The organism is Streptomyces sp. 840.1 (assembly GCF_003751445.1).
GTDB lineage: Bacteria > Actinomycetota > Actinomycetes > Streptomycetales > Streptomycetaceae > Streptomyces.
In genome coordinates this window covers 4,576,549-4,599,376 of the sequence record NZ_RJUU01000001.1, presented here as the reverse complement: position 1 = coordinate 4,599,376, position 22,828 = coordinate 4,576,549, and the positions used below count along the sequence as shown (strand labels likewise).

Below are 22,828 nucleotides of genomic sequence, written 5' to 3'. Positions count from 1 at the left end.
GCGCCGGGGCGCCGGGTCAGCCGCTCCAGCGGCCCAGCAGCCCGGCCAGCTCCGTCCTGGAGCGCACTCCCAGCGCGGCGAACACATTGCGCAGATGATGGTCGACGGTCCGGGTGCTCACCGAGAGCCGCAGCGCCACCTCCCGGTTGGTGGCGCCCTCGGCGACACAGCGGGCGATCCGCTGCTGTTGCGGGGTCAGCACGGAGAGCGGGTCCGCTCCCCCGGCCGGCGAACCGTCCACCGCCTCGCCGGCGGCCCGCAGTTCGCCGCCCGCCCGGTCGGTCCAGGCCCGCGCGCCGCACCGTTCGAAGGCGACCAGGGCGTCCCGCAGCGGACCCCTGGCCTCCCGGGTGCGCCGCCGCCGGCGCAGCCACGCCCCGTACAGCAGCTGGGTGCGGGCGCGTTCGAAGTCGCCGCCCGTGCGGTCGTGGTGGACGAGCGCCTCCTCGTACCGTCCCGCCGCCTCCCCGGGCGGTGCCAGCAGGGCGCGGCAGCGGGCCAGCAGCGCGGGGGCCGCCGGGTCGGTGGTGTACGTGACCCAGACGGCGAACTCCGCGACGGCGCCCCGGACCGGGTCCGCCCCCTCGCCCGGGGCCGCCCGTCCCGCCAGGACCGACGCCTCGACGAAGCACGGCACGGCGAGCATCCGGGCCGCGAAGTGCCCGCGCCGGGGGCCGGGCCCGACCAGGGGGCCGAGCCGGGCCGCCGCCTCGCCGGAGCGTCCGGCGGCCAGGTCCGCACGGGCGAGGGCCCAGACGGCGAGGGTCTCGGCCTGGGCGAGGGCACGCGGCCCGGCACCCGCCAGCGCGGCGTCGGCATGCGCGGCGCAGGACTGTGTACCGCCCTCCACGGAGGCGGCCAGTGCCAGCACGGCGTGCAGGTGGGCGGCGGTGTTCGGCTGTCCGGTACGGCGGGCGGCGCGCAGGCCCTCCAGGGCGTGGGCGCGGGCCCGCGCATGGCGCCCGGCACGGAGTTCGGCGTACGCCAGGTGCTCCAGCGCCTGCGGCAGCAGGACGTCCGGGCCGCTCGCGCGGACGGCGGCCAGCGCCCCGGCGCCGGACCGGCACGCGGCGTCGATGTCGCCGAGCACCAGCGCCGCCACCGCGCCACGCAGCATTCCGGCGGGGCCCCGCGCCCGGCCGGAGGCGTCGAGGCACTGGCGCAACAGGGCGTGGCCCTCGGTGGTCCGGCCACGCAGCATCGCGCACATCCCGTCGATGTAGCGGGCGAGGGCCCGGTCGGGAACGGGGACGGCGATCCGGGTCATCGCGTCGAGGTAGGCGGGGGCGTCGCCCGCCGCCCAGGCGGCCTCGGCGGCGCCGAGCAGCGCGTCGAGGGCGCGGTGCGGATCGTAGGGGGCGAGCAGCGACGCGGCGGTGAGCAGTTCCTCGCGGGCGTCGACGGCCGAGCCGTCCCGCAGGGCGAGCAGGCCGCGCACGCGGTGCGCGCCGCCGTGCGGGGGCCGTCCGCCGACCCTGGCCAGCAGCGCACGGGCCCGTCCCGCGTCGCCCGCGAGCCGGGTGCAGTCGGCGGCCTCGGCGAACCGGCCGGCCCGCAGCGCCTCGTCGGTGGAGAGCATCGCGGCGCGGGCGAGCGCGGCGGCCCGCTCGGCGTGCGTCCGCACCGTCGCCGCCGCTGCCTCCAGGGCGTCGGCGAGCGCGGCATCGGGGCCGGCGGCCGCACCGGCCCGCTGGACGAGCGCCGCGAGGGCGGCCGGCTCCGCCTCGGGGGCTGCCCGGGACCGGGCTGTCAGCAGGGTGGCGAGCAGCCCGTGTACCACCCGGCGGCGGTGCGGGGTGGCGCGGTGCAGGACCGCCCGCCGCAGCAGCGGGTGGCTGAAGTGGACCCGGCCGCCGGCCCGTTGGAGCGCGCCCCCGGTCCCCGCGCGGGTGAGCAGTGCGCGGTCGAGCGCGGCCGGGCCGAGACCGGCCGCGAGGGCGGCACGCAGCAGCAGGGCCGCGTCGCAGCCCGCGCCCTCGGGCTCGTGCTCCTCCGCGGCCGCCGCGAGCAGCAGGAGCGTGCGGGTGTCCGGCGGGAGCCCGTCGAGGCAGCTGGCGTGCGCCTCCAGGACGTCCTCGCCGCCGGGCAGCGGAGAGGGCAGCGCGCTCCGCCCGGCGAGCTGGTCGGGGGTGAGCCGGCCGGTGAGCCCGGTGAGCAGGCGCGGGTTCCCGGCCGCTTCCCGCAGCAGTTCGGCGCGGACCACCGGGTCGACCCGGTCGGCGGTGCCCGTGGTGCCGGTGAGCCGGTCCAGGAGTGCGGCCGCCGCGTCGTCGTCGAGCGGGCCGAGCCGGAGGGCGGGCAGACCCGCGAACTCCGCCCCGTCCCCGGCGCCGAGCACCACGGCGACCCGGCTGCCCGCGCCGAGTCTGCGGGCGGCGAATCCGAGGGCGGCGCGCGAATCGGCGTCCCAGAGGTGCGCGTCGTCCACACAGACCAGCAGCGGTTGTTCCGCGCCGAGCCGTCGCAGCAGCACGAGCAGGGCCGCCGGCCCGATGCCGTCACGCAGCACCTGGTCGGGCGGGAGCGGGCCCGGCGCGGAGCAGAGCAGCGCGTGCAGCCCGCTGTGGGGCAGCCGTTGTTCGGCGGGGGCGGCGGTGGCGGTCAGGACGGGCCCGGTGCGGCGCTCGCGGTGCGCGGCGACGGCTCCGGCGAGGAGTGCGGTGCGGCCGGTGCCGGGCAGCGCGGTCAGCACCAGCGCCCCGCCGTCACCGTCGCCAAGTCGCGCCGACAGCGTTTCCAGGATGGCGAGTTCACCGCTGCGGCCGTACAGCCGGAGGGGACTGTGCACGGTCGTCGTCGGGGTCACGACCGGCACGTTACTTCCGCGTTAACAAGCTCGGAAGGTGCGCGTCCGTTCCCGCCCGGTCACGGGGCGCCCTCCCAGGGCGGGCCGCGATCGGCTGTGCGCGCGCACAGCCGGGGCCGACCGTGCGAAGGGGCCGGACCGCGGTTCGCGGTCCGGCCCCTCAACGGCCGTCAGGGGCTGGGGCCTCTCGTTCGGATCATGCCGGGTTCGCGGTGTCCGGCCTGATCCGGACGAAAGACCCTAGGAGGTGTGCGGGCAGTTGCCCCGGGACTCGGCGACCGTCAGGCTCACCGCCGGCAGCGGGCACAGGAACTGCTCGTACCTGGTGTCGTTGTCGATGAAGCGCTTCAGCCACGAGACGCTGTACTTCGCGATCGTGGTGTTGGAGGAGTTCGGGGTGAAGTGCGTGGCCCCGCGCAGCTCCACGTAGGCCTTGTCCAGGGTGCTCGGGAGCGACTGGTAGAACGGCTCGGAGTGGGTGGCGACGGGGGCGATCGTGTCGCCGTCGGCGCCGAAGATCAGGGTGGGGGTACGGACCTCCGGCCAGGTGGTGTCGAGGTTCCAGCCGGTCAGCGGGATCGCCGCCTTCAGCGAGGTGCGGCTCTTCGCGGCCTCCAGCGTGCCGCCGCCGCCCATGGAGTGGCCCATCACGCCGAGCCTGGTGGTGTCGATCCGGCTGCGCACCGAACTGGTCTTCGTCAGGTAGTCGAGCGCGGCGAGGAGCTGGCGGCCCCGGCTGTCGGGCTGGTCCAGTGTGGTGTTGGTGTCGATGGTGAAGACGACGAAGCCCTGTGAGGCGAGCCGCGGTCCGAGCCAGGCGATGCTGGACTGGTAGGCGGTGAAGCCGGGTGAGATGGCGACCGCGCCGAAGGTGCCGTCCGCGGTGGACGTCGGGTAGTAGATCGTGCCGCCGCCGAAGCCGCTGACGCTCAGCGAGGAGACGCTGGTCTGCGAGACCGCGTACGAACCCCGGCTCGCCTCAATACTCGAATTGCTCGGGGCCGGGCCGCGCTCATAGGGGTTGTCGGCGGCCTGGGCGCCCGACATCAGCGCGGTGGACAGGCCGGCGGCGGCGACGGTCGCGGCCAGCAGGCCCCTGACGACACGGGAGCGGCTCTTGGACATCCGGTGGCGCGGGGAGATGTCGCCGGAGGGGAGGTGCTGCTGCACGAGGGGGGTCCTCTCGGTCGTGGCGGGAGCCACGCCGGGCAGCGTCCGGGGGCCCGTCGTCACCTTGGGCCTTCGGGGTGCACCGCGTGGAGACCGCCGTGTTTCTCTGGCGGTCGCCACTTTCGCGGTGCACCCCGGGCCCACGCATCGGCAACTTCACCGGCCTCGCGGCCGGTCACCTCGGCCCGTGCTCAGCGGACCGGGTGCCCGGCCTCCCGCAGGGCGCCCTTGACCTCGGAGATCCGCAGGTCGCCGAAGTGGAAGACGGACGCGGCCAGGACCGCGTCGGCTCCCGCACCGACGGCCGGCGCGAAGTCCGCGAGCCGGCCCGCGCCGCCGGAGGCGATGACGGGGACGCTCACGTGCTCGCGTACGGCCGCGATCATCTCGGTGTCGTAGCCGTCCTTGGTGCCGTCGGCGTCCATCGAGTTGAGCAGGATCTCGCCCGCGCCGAGCTCGGCGGCCCGGTGCGCCCATTCGACGGCGTCGATGCCGGTGCCCTTGCGGCCGCCGTGCGTGGTGACCTCGAAGGTGCCGGCGGGGGTGCGCCGGGCGTCCACGGAGAGCACCAGGACCTGGCGGCCGAAGCGCTCCGCGATCTCCCGGATCAGCTCGGGGCGGGCGATGGCCGCGGTGTTGACGCCGACCTTGTCCGCGCCGGCCCGCAGCAGCTTGTCGACGTCCTCGGTGGTGCGGACGCCGCCGCCGACGGTGAGCGGGATGAAGACCTGTTCGGCGGTGCGGCGCACCACGTCGTAGGTCGTCTCGCGGTCACCGCTGGACGCGGTGATGTCGAGGAAGGTCAGCTCGTCGGCGCCCTCGGCGTCGTACAGCTTCGCCATCTCGACGGGGTCGCCGGCGTCGCGCAGGTTCTGGAAGTTGACGCCCTTGACGACGCGGCCGTTGTCCACGTCGAGGCAGGGGATGACGCGTACGGCGAGGGTCATCGCGCACCTGCCCGGTAGGCCTCGACCTCGACCTCGACGACCAGGCTCGGGTCGACGAAGCCGGAGACGATGATCATGGATGCGGCGGGTCGCACGTCGTCGAACAGCTCCTTGTGTGCGCGCCCGACCTCGTCCACGTCCCGGGCGTGCGTGATGTACATCCGGGTACGGACGACGTCCTCGCGGCCCAGGCCGAGCTGTGCCAGCGCCGAGAAGGCGACGTCGAAGGAGGTGACGGCCTGTTCGTAGGGGCTGCCGGCGGCGATCTCCCCGTTGACCACGGAGGTGCAGCCGGCCACCAGGACGAGCCCGTTGGGGAGTTCGACCGCGCGGGAGTAGCCGAACCGCTCCTCGAAGGGGGCGCCGGTGGAGATCCGGTTGACGGAGTCCGTCATGCGGCGACCGCCTTGAGTGCCTCTTCCAGGGTGAAGGCCTCGGCGTAGAGCGCCTTGCCGACGATGGCGCCCTCGACGCCTTCGGGGACGAGGAGCGAGATCGCGCGCAGGTCGTCGAGCGAGGAGACGCCGCCCGAGGCGACGACGGGGCGGTCGGTGGCCGCGCAGACGTCCCTCAGCAGGCCGAGGTTGGGGCCCTGGAGCGTGCCGTCCTTGGCGATGTCGGTGACGACGTAGCGGGCGCAGCCCTCGGCGTCGAGGCGGGCGAGGGTCTCGTAGAGGTCGCCGCCGTCGCGCGTCCAGCCCCGGCCGCGCAGCGTGGTGCCGCGTACGTCGAGGCCGACGGCGATCTTGTCGCCGTGCTCGGCGATCACCTTGGCGACCCACTCGGGGGTCTCCAGGGCGGCCGTGCCGAGGTTGACGCGGCGGCAGCCGGTGGCGAGGGCGGCGGCGAGCGTGGCGTCGTCGCGGATGCCGCCGGACAGCTCGACCTTGATGTCCATGGCGCCGGCCACCTCGGCGATGAGGGCGCGGTTGTCGCCGGTGCCGAAGGCGGCGTCCAGGTCGACGAGGTGCAGCCACTCGGCGCCGGAGCGCTGCCAGGCGAGGGCGGCCTCCAGCGGGGAGCCGTAGGAGGTCTCGGAGCCGGACTCGCCGTGCACCAGGCGGACCGCCTGGCCGTCGCGTACGTCTACGGCGGGGAGCAGTTCAAGCTTCGGCATTACAGCGTCTCGATCCAGTTGGTCAGCAGCTGGGCGCCGGCGTCGCCGGACTTCTCGGGGTGGAACTGGGTGGCCCACAGCGCGCCGTTCTCCACGGCCGCCACGAACCGTTCGCCGTGCGTGGCCCAGGTGACCCTGGGGGCGCGGATGTTGGCGTTGGTGACTTCGAGTGACCACTCGTGCGCCGCGTACGAGTGCACGAAGTAGTACCGGGCCTCGGGGTCGAGCCCGGCGAACAGCCGGGAGTCCTCGGGGGATTCGACGGTGTTCCACCCCATGTGCGGGACGACGTCGGCCTTGAGCGGGCCGACGGTGCCGGGCCACTCGTCGAGGCCTTCGGTCTCCACGCCGTGCTCGATGCCGCGCTCGAAGAGGATCTGCATGCCGACGCAGATGCCCATGACGGGGCGCCCGCCGGCGAGCCTGCGGCCGATGATCCATTCACCGCGGGCCTTCTTCAGCCCCTCCATGCAGGCGGAGAACGCGCCGACGCCGGGCACCAGCAGCCCGTCGGCGTTCATCGCGGTGTCGAAGTCGCGGGTGATCTCGACCTCGGCGCCGACCCGGGCGAGGGCGCGCTCGGCGGAGCGGATGTTGCCGAAGCCGTAGTCGAAGACGACGACCTTCTTCTTGTTGTCCACGGCTCCCCTAGTCCCAGAGTCCCTGGATCCGCATGACGCCCGCGACCAGGCACATCAGGGATCCGATGCCGAGCAGCACGATGACGCCCTTGGGCATGCCCTGCTTCGAGAAGGAGTAGACCCCGCCGGCCAGGAAGAGGCCGACCAGGATCAGGATGGTGTTGAGGCCGGTCACAGGGCGCCCTTCGTGGAGGGGAGGATGCCGGCCGCGCGCGGGTCGTGCTCGGCGGCGTAGCGCAGGGCGCGGGCGAGCGCCTTGAACTGGCACTCCACGATGTGGTGGGCGTTGCGCCCGTACGGGACGTGGACGTGCAGGGCGATCTGCGCCTGGGCGACGAAGGACTCCAGGATGTGCCGGGTCATCGTCGTGTCGTACTCGCCGATCATCGGCGCCATGTTCTCGGGCTCGGTGTGCACCAGGTACGGGCGGCCGGAGAGGTCGACGGTGACCTGGGCGAGCGACTCGTCCAGCGGGACGGTGCAGTTGCCGAAGCGGTAGATGCCGACCTTGTCGCCGAGAGCCTGCTTGAACGCGGCGCCCAGCGCGAGCGCGGTGTCCTCGATGGTGTGGTGCGAGTCGATGTGCAGGTCGCCGTCGGTCTTGACCGTGAGATCGAACAGACCGTGGCGGCCGAGCTGGTCGAGCATGTGGTCGTAGAAGCCGACGCCGGTCGCGACATCGACCTTGCCGGTGCCGTCGAGGTTGATCTCGACGAGCACGGAGGTTTCCTTGGTGGTCCGCTCCACTCTTCCTACGCGGGCCTCGCGAGTCATGCGTCGTGCTCCTTCTTCAGTTCGCGTACCGCATCGAGGAACGCGTCGTTCTCTGCCGGGGTTCCTGCGGAGACCCGCAGCCATCCCGGTACGCCGTTGTCCCGGACCAGGACGCCCCGGTCGAGGATGTGCTGCCAGGCGGTGTGGCTGTCGGCGAAGCGGCCGAACTGGACGAAGTTGGCGTCCGAGTCGGTGACGTCGAAGCCGAGCGCGCGCAGCGCGGTGACGATCCGGTCGCGCTCGCTCTTGAGCTGCGCGACGTACCCGAGGAGCGTATCGGTGTGCTCCAGGGCGGCGAGCGCGGTGGCCTGGGTGACGGAGGACAGGTGGTACGGCAGCCGGACCAGCTGGACGGCGTCCACGACGGCGGGGTCCGCGGCGAGGTAGCCGAGCCGCAGCCCGGCGGCGCCGAACGCCTTGGACATGGTGCGCGAGAGCACCAGGCGGGGGCGGCCCTGGATCAGCGGGAGCAGCGAGGCGTGGTGGCTGAACTCGCCGTACGCCTCGTCGACCACGACCATCGACGGCTTCGCGGCCTGCGCGGCGTCGTGCAGCGCGAGGACGGTCGCGGCGTCGACGGCGGTGCCGGTGGGGTTGTTGGGCGAGGTGATGAAGACGACGTCGGGTCGCTCGCGCGCGATGACCGCGCGGGCCGCGTCCACGTCGATGGTGAAGTCCTCGTTGCGCGGCCCGGAGATCCAGCCGGTTCCGGTGCCCCGGGCGATGAGGGCGTGCATGGAGTACGAGGGCTCGAAGCCGATCGCAGTGCGCCCCGGGCCGCCGAAGGTCTGCAGCAGCTGCTGGAGCACCTCGTTGGAGCCGTTGGCCGCCCACACGTTGGCGGTCGCGACCTCGTGCCCGGCGGTGCGGGTGAGGTAGCGGGCCAGCTCGGTGCGGAGCTCGACGGCTTCCCGGTCGGGGTAGCGGTTGAGGTCGCGGGCGGCCTCGCGGACCCGTTCGGCGATCCGGTCGACCAGCGCGTCGGGGAGCGGGTACGGGTTCTCGTTGGTGTTCAGCCGGACCGGTACGTCGAGCTGGGGGGCGCCGTACGGGGACTGGCCGCGCAGTTCGTCCCGGATCGGGAGGTCGTCGATGCGGGTCGGCGCGGGGGTGTCCTCGCCGGTGTTGCGCGTGGTGCTGTCGTTCACTGCTGCGGAACCTTCCGGCCACTGTGCTCGTTCAGTTCGCCTTCGGCGAAACGGGCCTTCAGCGCGGCGCCGTGGGCGGGCAGGTCCTCCGCCTCCGCGAGCGTCACGACGTGGTGGGTGACCTCGGCCAGGGCGTCGCGGGTGTAGTCGACGATGTGGATGCCGCGCAGGAACGACTGCACGGACAGGCCCGAGGAGTGGCAGGCGCAGCCGCCGGTGGGCAGTACGTGGTTGGAGCCGGCGCAGTAGTCGCCGAGCGAGACCGGCGACCAGGGGCCGACGAAGATCGCTCCGGCGTTGCGGACGCGGTCGGCGAGGGCCGGGGCGTCGGCGGTCTGGATCTCCAGGTGCTCGGCGCCGTACGCGTCGACCACCTTGAGCCCGTCCTCCAGGTCGCTGACCAGGACGATCGCGGACTGGCGGCCGGCCAGCGCGGGCTCGATCCGGTCGGTGACGTGCTTGGTCGCGGCGACCTGGACCTTCAGCTCGGCCTCGGTGGCGGCGGCGAGCTCCTCGGAGTCGGTCACCAGCACCGCGGCGGCCATCGGGTCGTGCTCGGCCTGGCTGATCAGGTCGGCGGCGACGTGCACCGGGTCGGCGGTGGAGTCCGCGAGGATCGCGATCTCGGTGGGGCCGGCCTCGGCGTCGATGCCGATGCGGCCCTTCAGGAGGCGCTTGGCGGCGGCGACGTAGATGTTGCCGGGGCCGGTGACGAGGTTCACGGCCAGGCAGTCCTCGGTGCCGTACGCGAACATCGCGACGGCCTGGGCGCCGCCGGCGGCGTACACCTCGTCGACACCGAGCAGCGCGCAGGCGGCCAGGATCGTCGGGTGCGGCAGTCCGCCGAACTCCTTCTGCGGCGGGGAGGAGACGGCGACGCCCTCGACGCCCGCCTCCTGGGCCGGAACGACGTTCATCACGACGGAGGAGGGGTAGACGGAGCGCCCGCCCGGCACGTACAGCCCGACGCGCTCGACCGGCACCCACTTCTCGGTGACGGTGCCGCCGGGGACGACCTGGGTGGTGTGCGTGGTGCGGCGCTGCTCGCGGTGGACGAGGCGGGCGCGGCGGATCGACTCCTCCAGGGCGGCGCGCACGGCGGGGTCGAGCCGCTCCAGCGCCTCGCCGATCGCCTCGGCCGGGACCCGGATCGAGCCGCTCCGCACCCCGTCGAATTTCGCCCCCCAGTCGATCACTGCCGCGGAGCCACGATGGCGTACGTCCTCGCAGATGGGCCGCACCGTCTCCAGGGCGGCTTCCACGTCGAACTCGGCACGGGGCAGCAGGTCGCGCAGGGCGCCGCCCTCGGGGAGGGCATCGCCGCGCAGATCGATTCGAGAGATCACACCGCAATTCTCTCAGACCGCCCCGGAGGCCCGGACGCCCGTATCACTGGCTGATACATGCCCTCGCTGTCACGGCTGACTATTAGCGTTCATTCGGTCACTCAGAGGGAATAACGGGACTACGGACCGACCCTCGATGTGCTGGTCGGCCCAAGGCTCCGAGTGGAAGGGGCGTCGGTGAGCGAACCGCAGGACGGGGATTTTCCGGACGGCCTCAGCGCGGCCGAGCTGGGCATGTGGCAGTCATTCAGGAACGGGACCACCTACGATCTGCGCGCCCGTGACGCGGCCCTCAACGATCCGTTCGCCCCGCTCGCCTGGGGCCCGGAGCGCGCGGTGGACGCCCGGGTCGTCGCCCGGCTGCTGCTGAGCGGACCCAAGGCCAGGCCCGGCCGGGTGGCCGCGCTCAAGCTCCGGGGCGTATGCGTCACCGGGAAGCTGGATCTCGCGGGCGGCCGGGTCGACCCCTACGTGGAGCTGACCGACTGCCGCTTCGAGCAGGAGGTGGTGCTGCCCGAGTGCCACTTCACGACACTCCGGCTGGTCGCCTGCGCGATCCCCCGGCTGGACGCCGCCCGCCTGCACACCGAGGGCGATCTCCATCTGCCGCGCTGCCGGGTCGAGCGCGGCATCCGGCTCACGGACGCGCAGATCGGTACGGATCTGCTGATCAACCAGATCGGCATCGGCCCCGACCGGCAGGGCCGGGCGTTCATCGGCGACGGGCTGACGGTCGCCCAGGACCTCCAGGCCGAGATGATCGAGACGCTCGGCGAGCTGAGCCTGCGCGGGGCGAAGATCGGCGGTTCACTGAGCCTGCGCGGCAGCCGGCTCCGGGCCACGCAGGGGCTCCGCGCGCTGAACGCCCCGCAGCTGAGCGTGGAGCGGACGCTGTACATGAGCGAGGCCTGGGTCAGCGTGGACACCGGGAACCAGGGCAACACGCCCCCGTACGGCATCGTCCTGTCCCCGACGCCCGCGCACGGCACCCGGGCGCAGGTCTTCCGCTGCCGGGGCGGGGTGCGGCTGGACGACGGGCGGTTCGGGGACGCGGTCGACCTGCACAAGGCCGTCTTCGTCCTCATCGGCCACGAGGAGCTGTCGCTGCGCCGGATAGTGACTCCGGAGCTGAGGTTCAACCCGGAGCGCCCGGCCCAGGGCCGGGTGGTGCTGAACGGGGCGAAGATCGTCACGCTGATCGACGTGTCCACCAGCTGGCCCGGTCCCGGCGGCCTGGCGATGGGCGGGTTCGTGTACGAGAACCTCGTCCCGTACGGGCACTTCCCGCTCTCCCGGCGCCTGGAGTGGGTGGCGGCGGCGACCCCGGAGTACGTGCCGGAGCCGTACGAGCGGCTGGCCGCGGTGCTCCGCAGCAGCGGCGAGGACGCGGACGCCCGTGAGGTGCTGCTCGCCAAGCAGCGGCGGCGCCGGGAGACCCTGCCGCCCGCCGCGAAGCTCTGGGGCTACCTCCAGGACTGGACGGTGGCGTACGGCTACCGGCCGGGGCGGGCCGCGGTGTGGATGGCGGTGCTGTGGGCGGCGGGAGCGGTGGCCTTCTCGCAGTACCGGCCCGCGTCGCTCAAGGGCAGCGAGCATCCGGAGTGGAACCCCGCGCTGTACGCGCTGGATCTGCTGGTCCCGGTGATCAACCTGGGCCAGGACGGCTACTGGCGGATGGAGGGCGGCTGGCAGTGGGTGGCGGCCGCGCTGATCCTGCTGGGTTGGATACTGGCCACCACCGTGGCGGCCGGCACCTCCCGGCTGCTGCGCCGCAGCTGACCACCGCGCGCTCCGGCACACCCGGCCCACCTGGCCTCCACCCGCTCCACGAGCGGGTGGAGGGGGCGCCGGAACGCGCCCCCCGCCGCCTCGTCCGCACCACCCGGCCACCGACCCGCACGCCTGGGGAACGACAGAAACCGGCCAGATTCCACGATTTCCTTTACTCTTTCTTGGCCATCTGTCGGGCAACCCCTGCACTCGGCACCAAAGTTTCACAGCGCCCCTCTGGCGCCGCCCCGACCAGCGCTTTTCAATGGTCTGCACCATGCCTTTCCTCCGTGCTCTGCTCCGTACCGCGCGCATGGTCCGGCACACCCCGGAACTGTCGACCGGGTTGCCCGCGGACCATGTGGTGATGCTCGACGCCCCCGACGAGAGGCTGTCGCCCGCGCTGGTCGCCGCCGCACTCGGGGAGCACGAACCGGCCGCGAAACTGCTGGCCACCACCCGGGACGCGAGCGAGTGGGAGAGCCGGGACCGCTACCTGAAGCGGCTCGTGGCCTTCGCCCGCAACCGGGACGGGTGGCTGGGCGACTGGCTGGCCGTCGCCCCGCACGACCCCGACGCGCTGCTCGTCAAGGCCCAGCTCGCCCTGTTGCGCGCCTGGGAGTCGCCCGCCCGCGCGGAGCAGCTGCGCGAGGTGGGGCCGATGATCACGGCCGCCGCGGAGTGCGATCCGCGTGATCCGGTGCCCTGGCGCCTCGCGCTCGACCACGCGCGCGGCACCCGTGCCACGCACACCACGTTCGAGGCGCTGTGGGAGCAGGCCATACAGCGCTCCACGCACCACTACGGCTGCCATGTCGCCGCCCTCCAGTACCTCTCCGCCGCCTGGTACGGCTCGCACCGCGAGTGCTTCGACTTCGCCGAGCGGGCCGCCGAGGACTCGCTGTCCAGTTCCCTGGTGCAGGCGCTGCCGCTGCGGGCGGCCTTCGCCGTGCTGACCGAGGGGCCGGACGTGCGGACCACCTCGGTGCAGGTGGAGCGGATCGACCGGGCGGCGGATCTGGCGATCTCGCTCTCCGCCACGTTCGCCCCGGGCGACCCGTGGCCGGCCGAGGTCCGCAATCTGCTCGCGTACGTGCTGGTCACGCGGGGCCGGTGGGACGAGGCGCTGGAACAGTTCCGGCAGATCGGACCCCACGCGGCGTCGTTCCCGTGGTCCTCGGTGTCCGACGATCCGCTCGGCCGGTTCCTCGACGCACGCGACGGCGCCCGGCTCCAGGTGGCGTCTGTGACGCCCTTGCGACACCGGGCCGACCGAGGACGGACGCGCGGCCATTACGCTTGACCGTTGTGACCACCGCTCGCCTGCCTCTGTTCCCGCTGAACGCGGTGCTGTTCCCCGGCCTCGTGCTGCCGCTGAACGTCTTCGAGGAGCGTTATCGCGCCATGATGCGCGAACTGCTGAAGACCGATGAGGACGAACCGCGCCGCTTCGCCGTGGTCGCCATCCGCGACGGCCGCGAAACGGCCCCGACGGCCACCGGGATGCCGGACCCCGGGCGCGTGCCCGTCGAGCGCGGCCCGGCGGACGGCTTCGGCCCCGATCCCGTCCAGACGTTCCACCGGGTGGGCTGCATCGCCGACGCGGCGAAGATCCGGGAGCGGGCGGACGGCAGCTTCGAGGTCCTGGCCACCGGCACCACCCGGGTCCGGCTGCTCTCGGTGGACGCGAGCGGCCCGTATCTGATGGCCGAGCTCGAAGAGCTGGAGGAGGACCCGGGCGAGGACGCGGGCGCGCTCGCCGAGGGCGTCCTGCGGGCCTTCCGGAGCTACCAGAAGCGGCTGGCGGGCGCGAGCGAACGCTCCCTCACCACCGGTGCGGACCTCCCCGACGACCCGTCCGTCATCTCGTACCTGGTCGCCGCCGCGGCCGTACTGGACATCCCCGCCAAGCAGCGGCTGCTGCAGGCCCCGGACACCGCGACCCGGCTCCGCGAGGAGCTGACGCTGCTGCGTTCCGAGACGGCCGTCATCCGGCACCTGCCGTCGCTGCCTGCGGTCGAGCTGACCCGCGCCCCGACCCACCCCAACTGAGCGACCGGAGGGCCACTCCCCCGTGGCGAAGAAGCCGAAGAAGCAGTCCCAGTCCGGCTCCACCCCCGCCACGGTCGCGCTGACCGCGGCCGGCGCGGTCTTCACGGTGCACGCCTACGAGCACGACCCGGCCGCCGCCTCCTACGGCGAGGAGGCGGCCGAGGCACTGGGCGTCTCCCCCGACCGCGTCTTCAAGACCCTGGTGGCCGACGTGGACGGTCACCTGACGGTCGCGGTCGTCCCGGTCGCCGGTTCCCTGGACCTCAAGGCCCTCGCGACGGCAGCGGGCGGCAAGCGGGCCACCATGGCCGACCCGGCGGCGGCGGAGCGCACCACGGGCTACGTCCTGGGCGGCATCTCCCCGCTGGGCCAGCGCAAGCGGCTGCCCACGGTGCTGGACGCGTCGGCGCGGTCCCACACCACGGTCTGCGTCTCGGCGGGCCGCCGCGGCCTTGAGGTCGAGCTGTCCCCCGCGGACCTGGCAGCACTGACGGACGCGGTGTTCGCGCCGATCGGCCGGGGCGCGTAGGGGCGCTGCTTCCCGGCCGGCCGTTTCCGTCCCCAATCGCAGAGCTCCCGGCCCGCTACGGCCCTGCGGGCGGCTCCGGCGACGGCGGCTCCGACGGCGCGGACCCGCCGGACGGCGAGGACCCGGCGGCCGGCGAGGACCCGGAAGGCGGCGCGGGCGAGGGCGACGGTGTGGGCGACGGGCTCGCCCCGTAGACCGGCGCGCCCCCCGGCCCGTGGTAGACCCCCCACTCCGGCTCCGGATCCCTCGGCCCGAACATGGCCGTCATCCCCAGATGCACGGCCATCGCCGCCAGCGACCACGCCAGCAACGCCCCCTTCGCGTGCAGTTCGAGCGGCGCGTCGAAGATCACGCCCTTGCCGACCTCGCGGGCGTGGGCGACGACATCGTCGGTCGGCCCGAGCCGGGTCCCGAGCTGCCACGCCAGGACCGAGCCGAGCATGCCGCCCACCGCGAGGCCCACGACGAGAGCGATCCCGCCCCGCCGGTGGAAGAGGAAGGCGAAGACCGCGGAGACCGCGCCGAACGCCAGCGCGAGCAGCGCAAACGTTCCGTCGGCCCCGATCGCCTCCTCGCCCTCGCTGTCGCTCAGGAAGACGGCGGTGTTGTCGGAGATCAGCGGCACCCGGGGCGCCAGCCACAGCCACAGCAGCCCGAGCGCGACCCCGGCGACCGTCACGGCCGCGCAGACGATCCCGGCCCGGCGCAGATCCGTACGGAGGTCCCGCTCCTGCGGTGACTCCAGCAGGTTCCGGGGATGGGAGCCGCCGGGTCCGCCCCCCTTCTGCGGCGTCTGCCACGGCTCGTGGGGGGAAGGCTGGTGCGGCGGCGTCAGAGGTGCTGTCACCGTGCCATCGTGCCAGGCGTCCCCGTGCCGCGCCTCACCGGACCGCTGCCCTGCGGTACGCCCAGGTCGCCACGGCCAGCGAGAGCACGCCCACGACGGCGCAGACGGCGAGGTCGAGGGTGACGAGGGCCCAGTCGGGGTGGGCGTCGAAGGAGCGGGCGAGCGCCTCGACCCCGTAGGTGGAAGGCAGCAGGTCGCGCGCCCAGCCGATCGGCTCCGGCAGCCGGTTCGCCGGGAGGACGCCCAGCAGCAGGGCCGCGGACATGCCCAGCTGGCCCAGGAGCGTGGCCAGCTCCTGCCGGGGCGCGAGCAGCCCGAGCGCGGCGCCGAGCCCCGAGAGGGCCGCGCCGGACAGCGGGATGACCGCGACGAGCACCCACAGGTGGGTCACCGGCAGCCCGAAGAGCACGCTGCCCGCCACCGCCGTGACGACCGTGCCGGGCACGGTGAAGGAGGCGTACGCCCCGGCCGCCCCGAGCACCACGGAGGCGGGCGGCACGGGCAGCGTCGCGTAGTGGTCGAGCCCGCCGCCGGCCCGGAGCTGCCCGAAGTACTGGGCGAGCAGGTTCAGCGCGACGAAGGCGACGACCAGGACGCTGGACCCGGCCACGACGGCCCGCGCCTCCGAGCCGCCGTCGACGACCCCGCGCATCAGGATCATGATCCCGACGGACTGGAAGGTCGCCACGAAGAGCAGCGGGATGCGGGCGACCCTGGCCCGGGAGAGCTGGGCCCGGTAGACCGCCGCGAGCGAGGGGAAGAGCCGGGCCCTCGGGGCGAGCTCGGCGGGCTGGGCGCTCCGGCCGTCGGCGAGGGGTTCCCGGCCGGTGCTGTCCGACGGCCCGGGGTGTGCCGGCCGCCCGGACTGCCCGGACACCGCCTCCGTACGAACGATGCTCGTCACCTGGCGCTGCTCCTGTTCGGTCCCTGCCCGGCCGCACGCGTCGCGGTCATGACTTCACCAGCCCCTTGGTCGCGCCCCCGCCGAGCGCCAGATAGACATCCTCCAGGCTGGGCGTCGCCAGGGTGAAGTCGTCGAGCGCGGCGAAGGCCTCCCCGCCGGTCACGGCGGCGACCGCCGCCCGCGCCTCGTCGGGCCCCAGCCGCAGCACCCAGCGGCGCCCGGACTCCTGCGCGGACGCCCGCAGCGCCGCGACCTCGGGCACGTCCAGCGGTGCCCGCTCGCGCCACACCAGCTCCACCCTGACCTCGCCGGCGACCTGCTCCTTGAGCCCGGCCGGGGTGTCGCAGGCGATGACCTTGCCCCGGTCGATGACGGCGACCCGGTCCAGTACGGTCTCGGCCTCGATGACGTTGTGGGTGACCAGCAGCACCGTCGCACCCCGCTCGGCCCGCCGCCGGTCGACGGCCGCCCAGACGGCGCGCCGGGCGACGGGGTCCATGCCGGTGGTCGGCTCGTCGAGGATGAGCACCGGCCGCTCCCCGACCAGCGCGGCCGCGAAGCAGGCGAGCCGCCGCTGCCCGCCGGATAGCTTCTTGAGCGGCCGGCCGGCGAGTTCGCCGAGGCCGAGTTCGTCGAGTACGGCATCGCGCTCGGCACGGGCGTCCCGTACCGGCAGTCCGCGCAGCCGCCCGGTGGTCTCGGCCGCGAGCGCCACGGTCAGCTCGTCCAGCGCGGTCGACTCCTGACCCAGGTAGCCGATCAGCCGCGAGGCCCGCTCGGGGTGGCGCACCAGGTCGTGGCCGAGCATGTCGACGCTGCCGGAGTCGGGCCGCATCAGCCCGGTGAGCTGCCGTACGAGGGTGGACTTGCCGGCGCCGTTGGGCCCGAGCAGTCCGAAGATCTCACCGCGCCGGACGTCGAGGCTGATGCCGTCGGTGGCGCGTACCTCGGGAGTGGCGGGCGTCCCGCGCCGCCCCCGGGCAGCGGGGTAGGTCTTGACCAGGTCCCGCACCGCGCACACGGTGCCGCTCGCCGTCTGCGCCTGTGCTGTGCCCGTACTCACGAGGTACGAGAGTACGGGGTCCGGGCGCCCTCATGACGCCCGGGGCTTTGCGCGCATCCGCAGTCGGTGCCGCATCTCCTCGCGCGGCGTCACGACCGTCAGGCGGTCAGGCCGGTCCGAGGTCCACCGGCCCCCTCCGTGCTCCGGCCGCAGAACCCACACGGTGCCGCCCCGTACGCCGGTGACGATGCCGAGCCGTCGGGCATCCTCGTCACGGATCAAGTCGCCCGCCCAGGGGCTTCGCGCGGGTCTTCGTCTGCCACGCTGCCACGGTACGCCGCCCCGCACCGCCCTCGGTCCGGCCCGGGATGCGCTCTCAGTCCCCCGCCGGCGCCGGCTTCTCCGTGCGTGCCGCCGACGGGGCGGGCTTCTCCTGGAGTGGCGGGGCGTGCTCCGCTGCCGCGCGTACGTCGATCTCGCGCCAGAAGCCCGCCCGGATCGCGTACCGGTCGTGCTCGTCGATCTGGTCGTCCTTGTGCGCGAGGAGGCCGAACCGGGCGGCGTACCGGAGCAGTTCGCCGTCGATGCGGTGCGGGACGCGGGGGTACATGGTGGACAGCTTCTGGAGATGGACGGTCTCCGGCAGCCGTTCCATCCAGCGCCGGGCGAAGACCTGGCCCACCTCGAACGGGTCGCCGCCCACCGTGGTGATGTCCTCCTCGCGGTCCGCCCAGCGCTGCTCCGCGCTGGTGATCTGGGCCAGCGTCGGGAGGGACGCGGTTTCCGGGGGTTCGCCGAGGGGGCCGCCGCGCTCCACCCAGCCCCGGTCCGAGGACCAGCGCAGGGTGGCGTTGGCGGGCGGCGGGGCGGGGTGCTGGGCGGGCTGGGCGCCGGGGCCGCGCAGGGTGCCGGCCAGGTCCTTGGGGGTGGGGACGCCGCGGCCGGGGTGGCTGTGCGGGGTGTGCGCTGACGATGCGTCGGAGGGGTCCGGAGCGCCGTCGCGGGCGGCCTCGGCCTGGGCCTCGGTGGCCCGCTCGGCGGAGGCCGCGAGGGCCGCCTCGGGCAGCGGGGCGGAGAGGATCGCGGCGATCTCGGCGTTCCGGGCGACGGGCGGCGGGGCGCACGGACCGCCGGTCTCCTTGGCGCGTACCGCGCGGGTGATCCAGGCCCGGTCGAGCACGCGCCGCTCGTCGGCCTCGGCGACGAGGTCCTCGGACTGGTTGTAGTCGCCGTCGGCGGCCTGGACCGCCCAGAGGTGGACGGCCACGCCGTGTTCCTTGGCGGACATCAGGCCGGGCAGCAGATCGCCGTCGCCGGTCACCAGGACCACGTCGGAGCAGGCGCGGTTCCTGGCGAGCTCGGTGAGCTCGGCGTGCATCGCCGCGTCGACCCCCTTCTGCGCCCAGCGGCCGTCACTGCGGGTGAGGGCCCCCAGGCGAACCGTCACCCGGGACATGACGCGCAGCCTGCGGTGCTCGGGCTGGGGTACGCGGTCGGGGGCCCCGTCGAACCAGTAGATCCGCAGCAGCGGCTGCTCCGTATCGGCCTCCGCGCGCTCCCTCAGCCCCTGGATCAGGGCCGCGTGGTCGACGGTGATGCGGGAACGGGCGGGCTCTCCGGCCAGCAGGCTCGCGGCCGCGCCCAGCAGGTATCCGGCGTCCACCAGGACGACGCAACGGTCCACGCGTTCCACCCTCTTCCAGGAATTCGGGAACGGGTCCACTCAGGTCAGGGGTTTCCTTCGAGTCTGCCCGACCACGCGGGGGTTAACGGCCGGAACTCGATCATCGGCGTGGCGGATCCGGAAAACGGCGCATCATACCCCCTCGCTACGCACGGTAATGATCCAACATGCGATGTTTATCCGATTATGTGAATCTGACATCGGTCCTGGCCCCGAGAGTCCCCCCAAGGAGGAACACCATGGCCAAGAACAAGAACCGCAAGCAGGGCAGCCCGCAGGACCGCGCTACCGAGTCGGAGCGCGGTGCGCAGGAGGCACGGTCCACGGCTTTCGAGTCGCAGAACCAGCCTCAGGCCCAGTCCCAGGGCAGCCCTGCCGATGTTGCGCGTAAGCATCAGCGGCGCTTCGGCCACAACTGACCGGACTTCTCCGGTACGGCCACCGGCCGGTAGCCGAGAGGGGCGCACCCGCTGTTGCGGGAGCGCCCCTCTCGTGCGTGCGCGGATCGTGCGTGCGTGTACGGATCGGGCGTGCGCGGACGACCGCTCAGCCGGCCAGGCAGGACGGGCCGAGCAGCACCTTCAGGTCTCCGAAGAGCGCCGGATCGGCCTTCACCCGGTGCCGGTCCAGCCGGAGCACCGTGGTCTTGCGGGGGCCCTGGAGCCTGATCCGGACCTCCGTGTCGCCGCGGTGGCTGCTGAGCACCTCGCCGAGCCGGCTGACCATGGGCGGGGTGATCTTGACCGTGGGGATGGTCAGGATCACGGGGGCGTTGGTGCCCGCGTTCGAGATGTCGGGGACCTGCATCTCCATGGCGACGAGCCGGGGCACGTCCTCGCGCTTGTCGAGCCGCCCCTTGACGAAGACGACCGTGTCCTCGACGAGCTGGGTGGAGACCAGCTGGTAGGTGGCGGGGAAGAACATGCACTCGATGGAACCGGCGAGGTCCTCGACGGTGGCGATGGCCCAGGCGTTGCCCTGCTTGGTCATCTTGCGCTGGAGGCCGGAGATGATGCCGCCCACGGTGACGATCGCGCCGTCGCTGTGCTCGCCGCCCATGAGCTGGGAGATCGCGGCGTCTGACTTGTCGCTCAGTACGTGCTCGATGCCGAAGAGCGGGTGGTCGGAGACGTAGAGCCCGAGCATCTCGCGCTCCTGCGCCAGCAGGTAGGACTTCTCCCACTCGATGTCCGAGAACTCCACGTCGAGCCCGAAGCCCGGCTCGCCGCTGTCCTCCTCACCGCCGCCGAAGAGGTCGAACTGCCCCTCGGCCTCCTTGCGCTTGACCTGCACCACGTTGTCGATCATGGGTTCGTGGTGGGCGACGAGCCCCTTGCGGGTGTGGCCCATCTCGTCGAAGGCGCCTGCCTTGATGAGGGACTCCACGGTCCGCTTGTTGCAGACGACCGCCTCGACCTTGTCGAGGAAGTCGGGGAAGGTGCTGTACTTCCCCTTCGTCTTGCGGCACCGGATGATCGAGTCCACGACGTTCTGTCCGACGTTACGGATGGCCGTCAGCCCGAAGAGGATGACGTCGTCACCCTGGGCGGCGAAGTTCGACTCGGACTCGTTGACGTTCGGCGGGAGCACCTTGATGCCCATGCGGCGGCACTCGTTGAGGTAGACCGCGGACTTGTCCTTGTCGTCCTTGACCGAGGTCAGCAGCGCCGCCATGTACTCGGCGGGGTAGTTGGCCTTGAGGTAGCCCGTCCAGTAGGTGACCAGGCCGTACGCGGAGGAGTGCGCCTTGTTGAAGGCGTACCCGGCGAACGGGACCAGCACGTCCCACAGGGCCTTGATCGCGGCGTCGGAGAACCCGTTCTTCTTGGCCCCGGCCTCGAACAGGACGAAGTTCTTCGCCAGCTCGTCGGCCTTCTTCTTGCCCATCACGCGGCGCAGGATGTCGGCCTCGCCGAGCGAGTACCCGGCGACGATCTGGGCGGCCTTCTGGACCTGCTCCTGGTAGACGATGAGTCCGTAGGTGAGGCCGAGGACCTCCTTGAGCGGCTCCTCCAGCTCCGGGTGGATCGGGGTGATCTCCTGGCGACCGTTCTTGCGCTCGGCGTAGTTCGTGTGCGAGTTCATGCCCATCGGGCCCGGCCGGTACAGGGCCGAGACGGCGGAGATGTCCTCGAAGTTGTCGGGCTGCATCTGGCGCAGCAGCGAACGCATCGGCCCGCCGTCGAACTGGAAGACGCCGAGCGTGTCGCCTCGGCACAGCAGCTCGTAGGTCTTGGGGTCGTCGAGCGGGAGGGCGAGCATCTCCAGGTCGATGCCCTTGTTGGACTTCACCATCTTGATGGCGTCGTCCATGATCGTCAGGTTGCGCAGCCCCAGGAAGTCCATCTTGAGCAGGCCGAGCGACTCGCACTGCGGGTAGTCCCACTGCGTGATGGTGACGCCGTCGGAGTGCCGCACCCAGACCGGGGCGTGGTCGACGATGGGCTCGCTGGACATGATGACGCCGGCGGCGTGCACGCCCATCTGCCGGACCAGGCCCTCGACGCCCTTCGCGGTGTCGATGACCTTCTGGACGTCCGGCTCGTTCTCGTACATCCCCCGGATCTCGCCCGCCTCGCTGTAGCGCGGGTGCTTGGGGTCGGTGATGCCGTTGAGGTCGATGCCCTTGCCGAGGACGTCGGCGGGCATGGCCTTGGTGAGCCGGTCGCCCATCGCGTACGGGTAGCCGAGGACGCGGGCGGAGTCCTTGATCGCGTTCTTGGCCTTGATCTTGCCGTAGGTGCCGATCATGGCGACCTTGTCGGCGCCGTACTTCTCGGTCACGTACCTGATCACCTCGACGCGCCTGCGCTCGTCGAAGTCGATGTCGACGTCGGGCATGGAGACACGCTCGGGGTTGAGGAACCGCTCGAAGATCAGCCCGTGCTCGATCGGGTCGAGGTCGGTGATGCCCATCGCGTACGAGACGATCGAACCGGCGGCGGAACCACGGCCGGGGCCCACCGCGATGCCGTTGTTCTTCGCCCACATGATGAAGTCCGCGACGACCAGGAAGTACCCCGGGAACCCCATCTGGATGATGATGTCCATCTCGTACTCGACCTGCTTCTGCCGGTCGTCGGGGACACCGCCCGGGAAACGGCGGTTCATGCCGACCCGGACCTCCTCCTGGAACCAGGTGATCTCCGTGAAGCCCTCGGGGATGTCGAACTTCGGCATCAGGTCGCGCTTCTCGAACATCCCGGTGGTGTCGATCTGCTGCGCGACCAGCAGGGTGTTGGCGCAGCCCTGCTGCCAGGCGTCCGAGGAGTCGACGGCGTACATCTCGTCCGTCGTCTTCAGGTAGTAGCCGGTGCCGTCGAAGCGGAAGCGGTCCGGGTCGGAGAGGTTCTTGCCGGTCTGGATGCACAGCAGCGCGTCGTGCGCGGTCGCCTCGTTGGCGTAGGTGTAGTGCGAGTCGTTCGTGACCAGCGGCGGGATGTCGAGCTTCCGGCCGATCTCCAGGAGCCCGTCACGGACCCGGCGCTCGATCTCGATGCCGTGATCCATCAGCTCCAGGAAGTACTTGCCCTCGCCGAAGATGTCCTTGTAGTCGGAGGCGGCCTGCACGGCCTCGTCGAACTGCCCGAGCCGGAGCCGGGTCTGCACCTCGCCGGAGGGGCAGCCGGTGGAGGCGATCAGGCCCTCGGACCACTGGGAGATCGTCTCCTTGTCCATCCTCGGCCACTTCTGCAGCCAGCCCTCGGCGTAGGCGTCGGAGGACAGCTTGAAGAGGTTGTGCAGGCCCTTGGCGTTGGACGCCCAGATCGTCTTGTGGGTGTAACCGCCGGAGCCGGAGACGTCGTCGCGCTTCTGGTGCGGCTGGCCCCACTGGATCTTCCGCTTGTGCTTGCGCGACTCCGGGGCGACGTAGGCCTCGATCCCGATGATCGGCGTCACATTCGCCTTCTTGGCCGAATGGAAGAAGTCGTAGGCGCCGTGCAGGTTGCCGTGGTCGGTCATCGCGATGTGCGACATGCCCATCGTGTTCGCCGCCTCGAACATGTCCTTGAGCCGCGCGGCACCGTCCAGCAGCGAGTACTGGGTGTGGACGTGAAGGTGCGTGAAGGGCGGCTTGGTCACGGCGCTG

General features: G+C 72.6%; 20 protein-coding genes. 5 read left to right on the top strand and 15 right to left on the bottom strand.

What is annotated here, in order from left to right:
- Window positions 1-16 precede the first annotated feature (16 nt).
- The 10 genes from EDD93_RS21015 to hisD all read right to left on the bottom strand — a co-directional run bounded on the left by EDD93_RS21015 (window position 17) and on the right by hisD (window position 9,949).
- Complete coding sequence (locus EDD93_RS21015; RefSeq protein WP_260255799.1) at window positions 17-2,806, bottom strand: LuxR family transcriptional regulator; 2,790 nt, start codon at window positions 2,804-2,806, stop codon at window positions 17-19.
- A gap of 240 nt (window positions 2,807-3,046) precedes the next feature.
- A complete protein-coding gene (locus EDD93_RS21010; protein WP_123526615.1) occupies window positions 3,047-3,976 on the bottom strand; it encodes a dienelactone hydrolase family protein in 930 nt (309 codons plus the stop codon).
- 191 nt (window positions 3,977-4,167) lie between these two features.
- Window positions 4,168-4,923, bottom strand: coding sequence for an imidazole glycerol phosphate synthase subunit HisF (hisF, locus tag EDD93_RS21005; protein WP_073735495.1), 756 nt, complete (start codon window positions 4,921-4,923; stop codon window positions 4,168-4,170).
- The gene (locus tag EDD93_RS21000; protein WP_123526614.1) at window positions 4,920-5,318 is read right to left on the bottom strand and encodes a RidA family protein; all 399 of its coding nucleotides are present in this window, start codon (window positions 5,316-5,318) and stop codon (window positions 4,920-4,922) included. The genes hisF and EDD93_RS21000 overlap by 4 nt, the downstream gene beginning before the upstream one ends.
- On the bottom strand, window positions 5,315-6,040 hold the full coding sequence (gene priA / locus EDD93_RS20995; RefSeq protein ID WP_123526613.1) for a bifunctional 1-(5-phosphoribosyl)-5-((5-phosphoribosylamino)methylideneamino)imidazole-4-carboxamide isomerase/phosphoribosylanthranilate isomerase PriA: 726 nt from the start codon (window positions 6,038-6,040) through the stop codon (window positions 5,315-5,317). The genes EDD93_RS21000 and priA overlap by 4 nt, the downstream gene beginning before the upstream one ends.
- Complete coding sequence (gene hisH / locus EDD93_RS20990) at window positions 6,040-6,681, bottom strand: imidazole glycerol phosphate synthase subunit HisH (protein WP_123526612.1); 642 nt, start codon at window positions 6,679-6,681, stop codon at window positions 6,040-6,042. Before hisH ends, priA begins: the two co-directional genes overlap by 1 nt.
- Window positions 6,682-6,688: 7 nt before the next feature.
- A complete protein-coding gene (locus tag EDD93_RS39655; protein ID WP_185092396.1) occupies window positions 6,689-6,856 on the bottom strand; it encodes a hypothetical protein in 168 nt (55 codons plus the stop codon).
- The gene (gene hisB, locus EDD93_RS20985) at window positions 6,853-7,455 is read right to left on the bottom strand and encodes an imidazoleglycerol-phosphate dehydratase HisB (protein ID WP_123526611.1); all 603 of its coding nucleotides are present in this window, start codon (window positions 7,453-7,455) and stop codon (window positions 6,853-6,855) included. The genes EDD93_RS39655 and hisB overlap by 4 nt, the downstream gene beginning before the upstream one ends.
- Entirely contained in the window at window positions 7,452-8,603 is a 1,152-nt protein-coding gene (locus EDD93_RS20980; RefSeq protein WP_398904354.1) for a histidinol-phosphate transaminase, read from the bottom strand. Before EDD93_RS20980 ends, hisB begins: the two co-directional genes overlap by 4 nt.
- Window positions 8,600-9,949, bottom strand: a complete 1,350-nt coding sequence (gene hisD / locus EDD93_RS20975) for a histidinol dehydrogenase (protein ID WP_123526610.1) — start codon at window positions 9,947-9,949, stop codon at window positions 8,600-8,602. Before hisD ends, EDD93_RS20980 begins: the two co-directional genes overlap by 4 nt.
- Window positions 9,950-10,126: 177 nt before the next feature.
- On the opposite strand from hisD, the gene EDD93_RS20970 reads away from it, so the two are divergent.
- The 4 genes from EDD93_RS20970 to ybaK all read left to right on the top strand — a co-directional run bounded on the left by EDD93_RS20970 (window position 10,127) and on the right by ybaK (window position 14,300).
- Window positions 10,127-11,728: an oxidoreductase gene (locus EDD93_RS20970; protein ID WP_123526609.1), complete on the top strand. Its 1,602-nt coding sequence runs from the start codon at window positions 10,127-10,129 to the stop codon at window positions 11,726-11,728.
- 256 nt (window positions 11,729-11,984) lie between these two features.
- Window positions 11,985-13,022, top strand: coding sequence for a hypothetical protein (locus EDD93_RS20965; RefSeq protein ID WP_123526608.1), 1,038 nt, complete (start codon window positions 11,985-11,987; stop codon window positions 13,020-13,022).
- 5 nt (window positions 13,023-13,027) lie between these two features.
- The gene (locus EDD93_RS20960) at window positions 13,028-13,771 is read left to right on the top strand and encodes an LON peptidase substrate-binding domain-containing protein (RefSeq protein WP_123526607.1); all 744 of its coding nucleotides are present in this window, start codon (window positions 13,028-13,030) and stop codon (window positions 13,769-13,771) included.
- Between the two features lie 22 nt (window positions 13,772-13,793).
- The gene (ybaK, locus tag EDD93_RS20955) at window positions 13,794-14,300 is read left to right on the top strand and encodes a Cys-tRNA(Pro) deacylase (protein ID WP_123526606.1); all 507 of its coding nucleotides are present in this window, start codon (window positions 13,794-13,796) and stop codon (window positions 14,298-14,300) included.
- Window positions 14,301-14,355: 55 nt separating this feature from the next.
- Here the strand turns inward: ybaK and EDD93_RS20950 are convergent, their stop codons facing one another.
- The 4 genes from EDD93_RS20950 to EDD93_RS20930 all read right to left on the bottom strand — a co-directional run bounded on the left by EDD93_RS20950 (window position 14,356) and on the right by EDD93_RS20930 (window position 18,747).
- Complete coding sequence (locus EDD93_RS20950; protein WP_123526605.1) at window positions 14,356-15,147, bottom strand: ABC transporter permease; 792 nt, start codon at window positions 15,145-15,147, stop codon at window positions 14,356-14,358.
- 34 nt (window positions 15,148-15,181) lie between these two features.
- The gene (locus EDD93_RS20945) at window positions 15,182-16,051 is read right to left on the bottom strand and encodes an ABC transporter permease (protein WP_123526604.1); all 870 of its coding nucleotides are present in this window, start codon (window positions 16,049-16,051) and stop codon (window positions 15,182-15,184) included.
- Between the two features lie 46 nt (window positions 16,052-16,097).
- Window positions 16,098-17,072, bottom strand: a complete 975-nt coding sequence (locus EDD93_RS20940) for an ABC transporter ATP-binding protein (protein WP_123527895.1) — start codon at window positions 17,070-17,072, stop codon at window positions 16,098-16,100.
- A gap of 358 nt (window positions 17,073-17,430) precedes the next feature.
- Window positions 17,431-18,747: an NYN domain-containing protein gene (locus EDD93_RS20930; RefSeq protein WP_123527894.1), complete on the bottom strand. Its 1,317-nt coding sequence runs from the start codon at window positions 18,745-18,747 to the stop codon at window positions 17,431-17,433.
- A gap of 230 nt (window positions 18,748-18,977) precedes the next feature.
- On the opposite strand from EDD93_RS20930, the gene EDD93_RS20925 reads away from it, so the two are divergent.
- Entirely contained in the window at window positions 18,978-19,157 is a 180-nt protein-coding gene (locus tag EDD93_RS20925; RefSeq protein WP_123526602.1) for a hypothetical protein, read from the top strand.
- 127 nt (window positions 19,158-19,284) lie between these two features.
- Here EDD93_RS20925 and dnaE read toward each other — a convergent pair whose 3' ends face one another.
- Window positions 19,285-22,821, bottom strand: a complete 3,537-nt coding sequence (gene dnaE / locus EDD93_RS20920) for a DNA polymerase III subunit alpha (RefSeq protein WP_123526601.1) — start codon at window positions 22,819-22,821, stop codon at window positions 19,285-19,287.
- Between the last annotated feature and the right edge of the window lie 7 nt (window positions 22,822-22,828).

Excerpts from the sequence above, each read along its gene's own strand:
- priA (WP_123526613.1), bottom strand. The coding sequence starts at position 6,040 with ATGCCGAAGCTTGAACTGCTCCCCGCCGTAGACGTACGCGACGGCCAG.
- hisB (WP_123526611.1), bottom strand. The coding sequence starts at position 7,455 with ATGACTCGCGAGGCCCGCGTAGGAAGAGTGGAGCGGACCACCAAGGAA.
- EDD93_RS21000 (WP_123526614.1), bottom strand. The coding sequence starts at position 5,318 with ATGACGGACTCCGTCAACCGGATCTCCACCGGCGCCCCCTTCGAGGAG.
- hisF (WP_073735495.1), bottom strand. The coding sequence starts at position 4,923 with ATGACCCTCGCCGTACGCGTCATCCCCTGCCTCGACGTGGACAACGGC.
- EDD93_RS20965 (WP_123526608.1), top strand. The coding sequence starts at position 11,985 with ATGGTCTGCACCATGCCTTTCCTCCGTGCTCTGCTCCGTACCGCGCGC.
- EDD93_RS20925 (WP_123526602.1), top strand. The coding sequence starts at position 18,978 with ATGGCCAAGAACAAGAACCGCAAGCAGGGCAGCCCGCAGGACCGCGCT.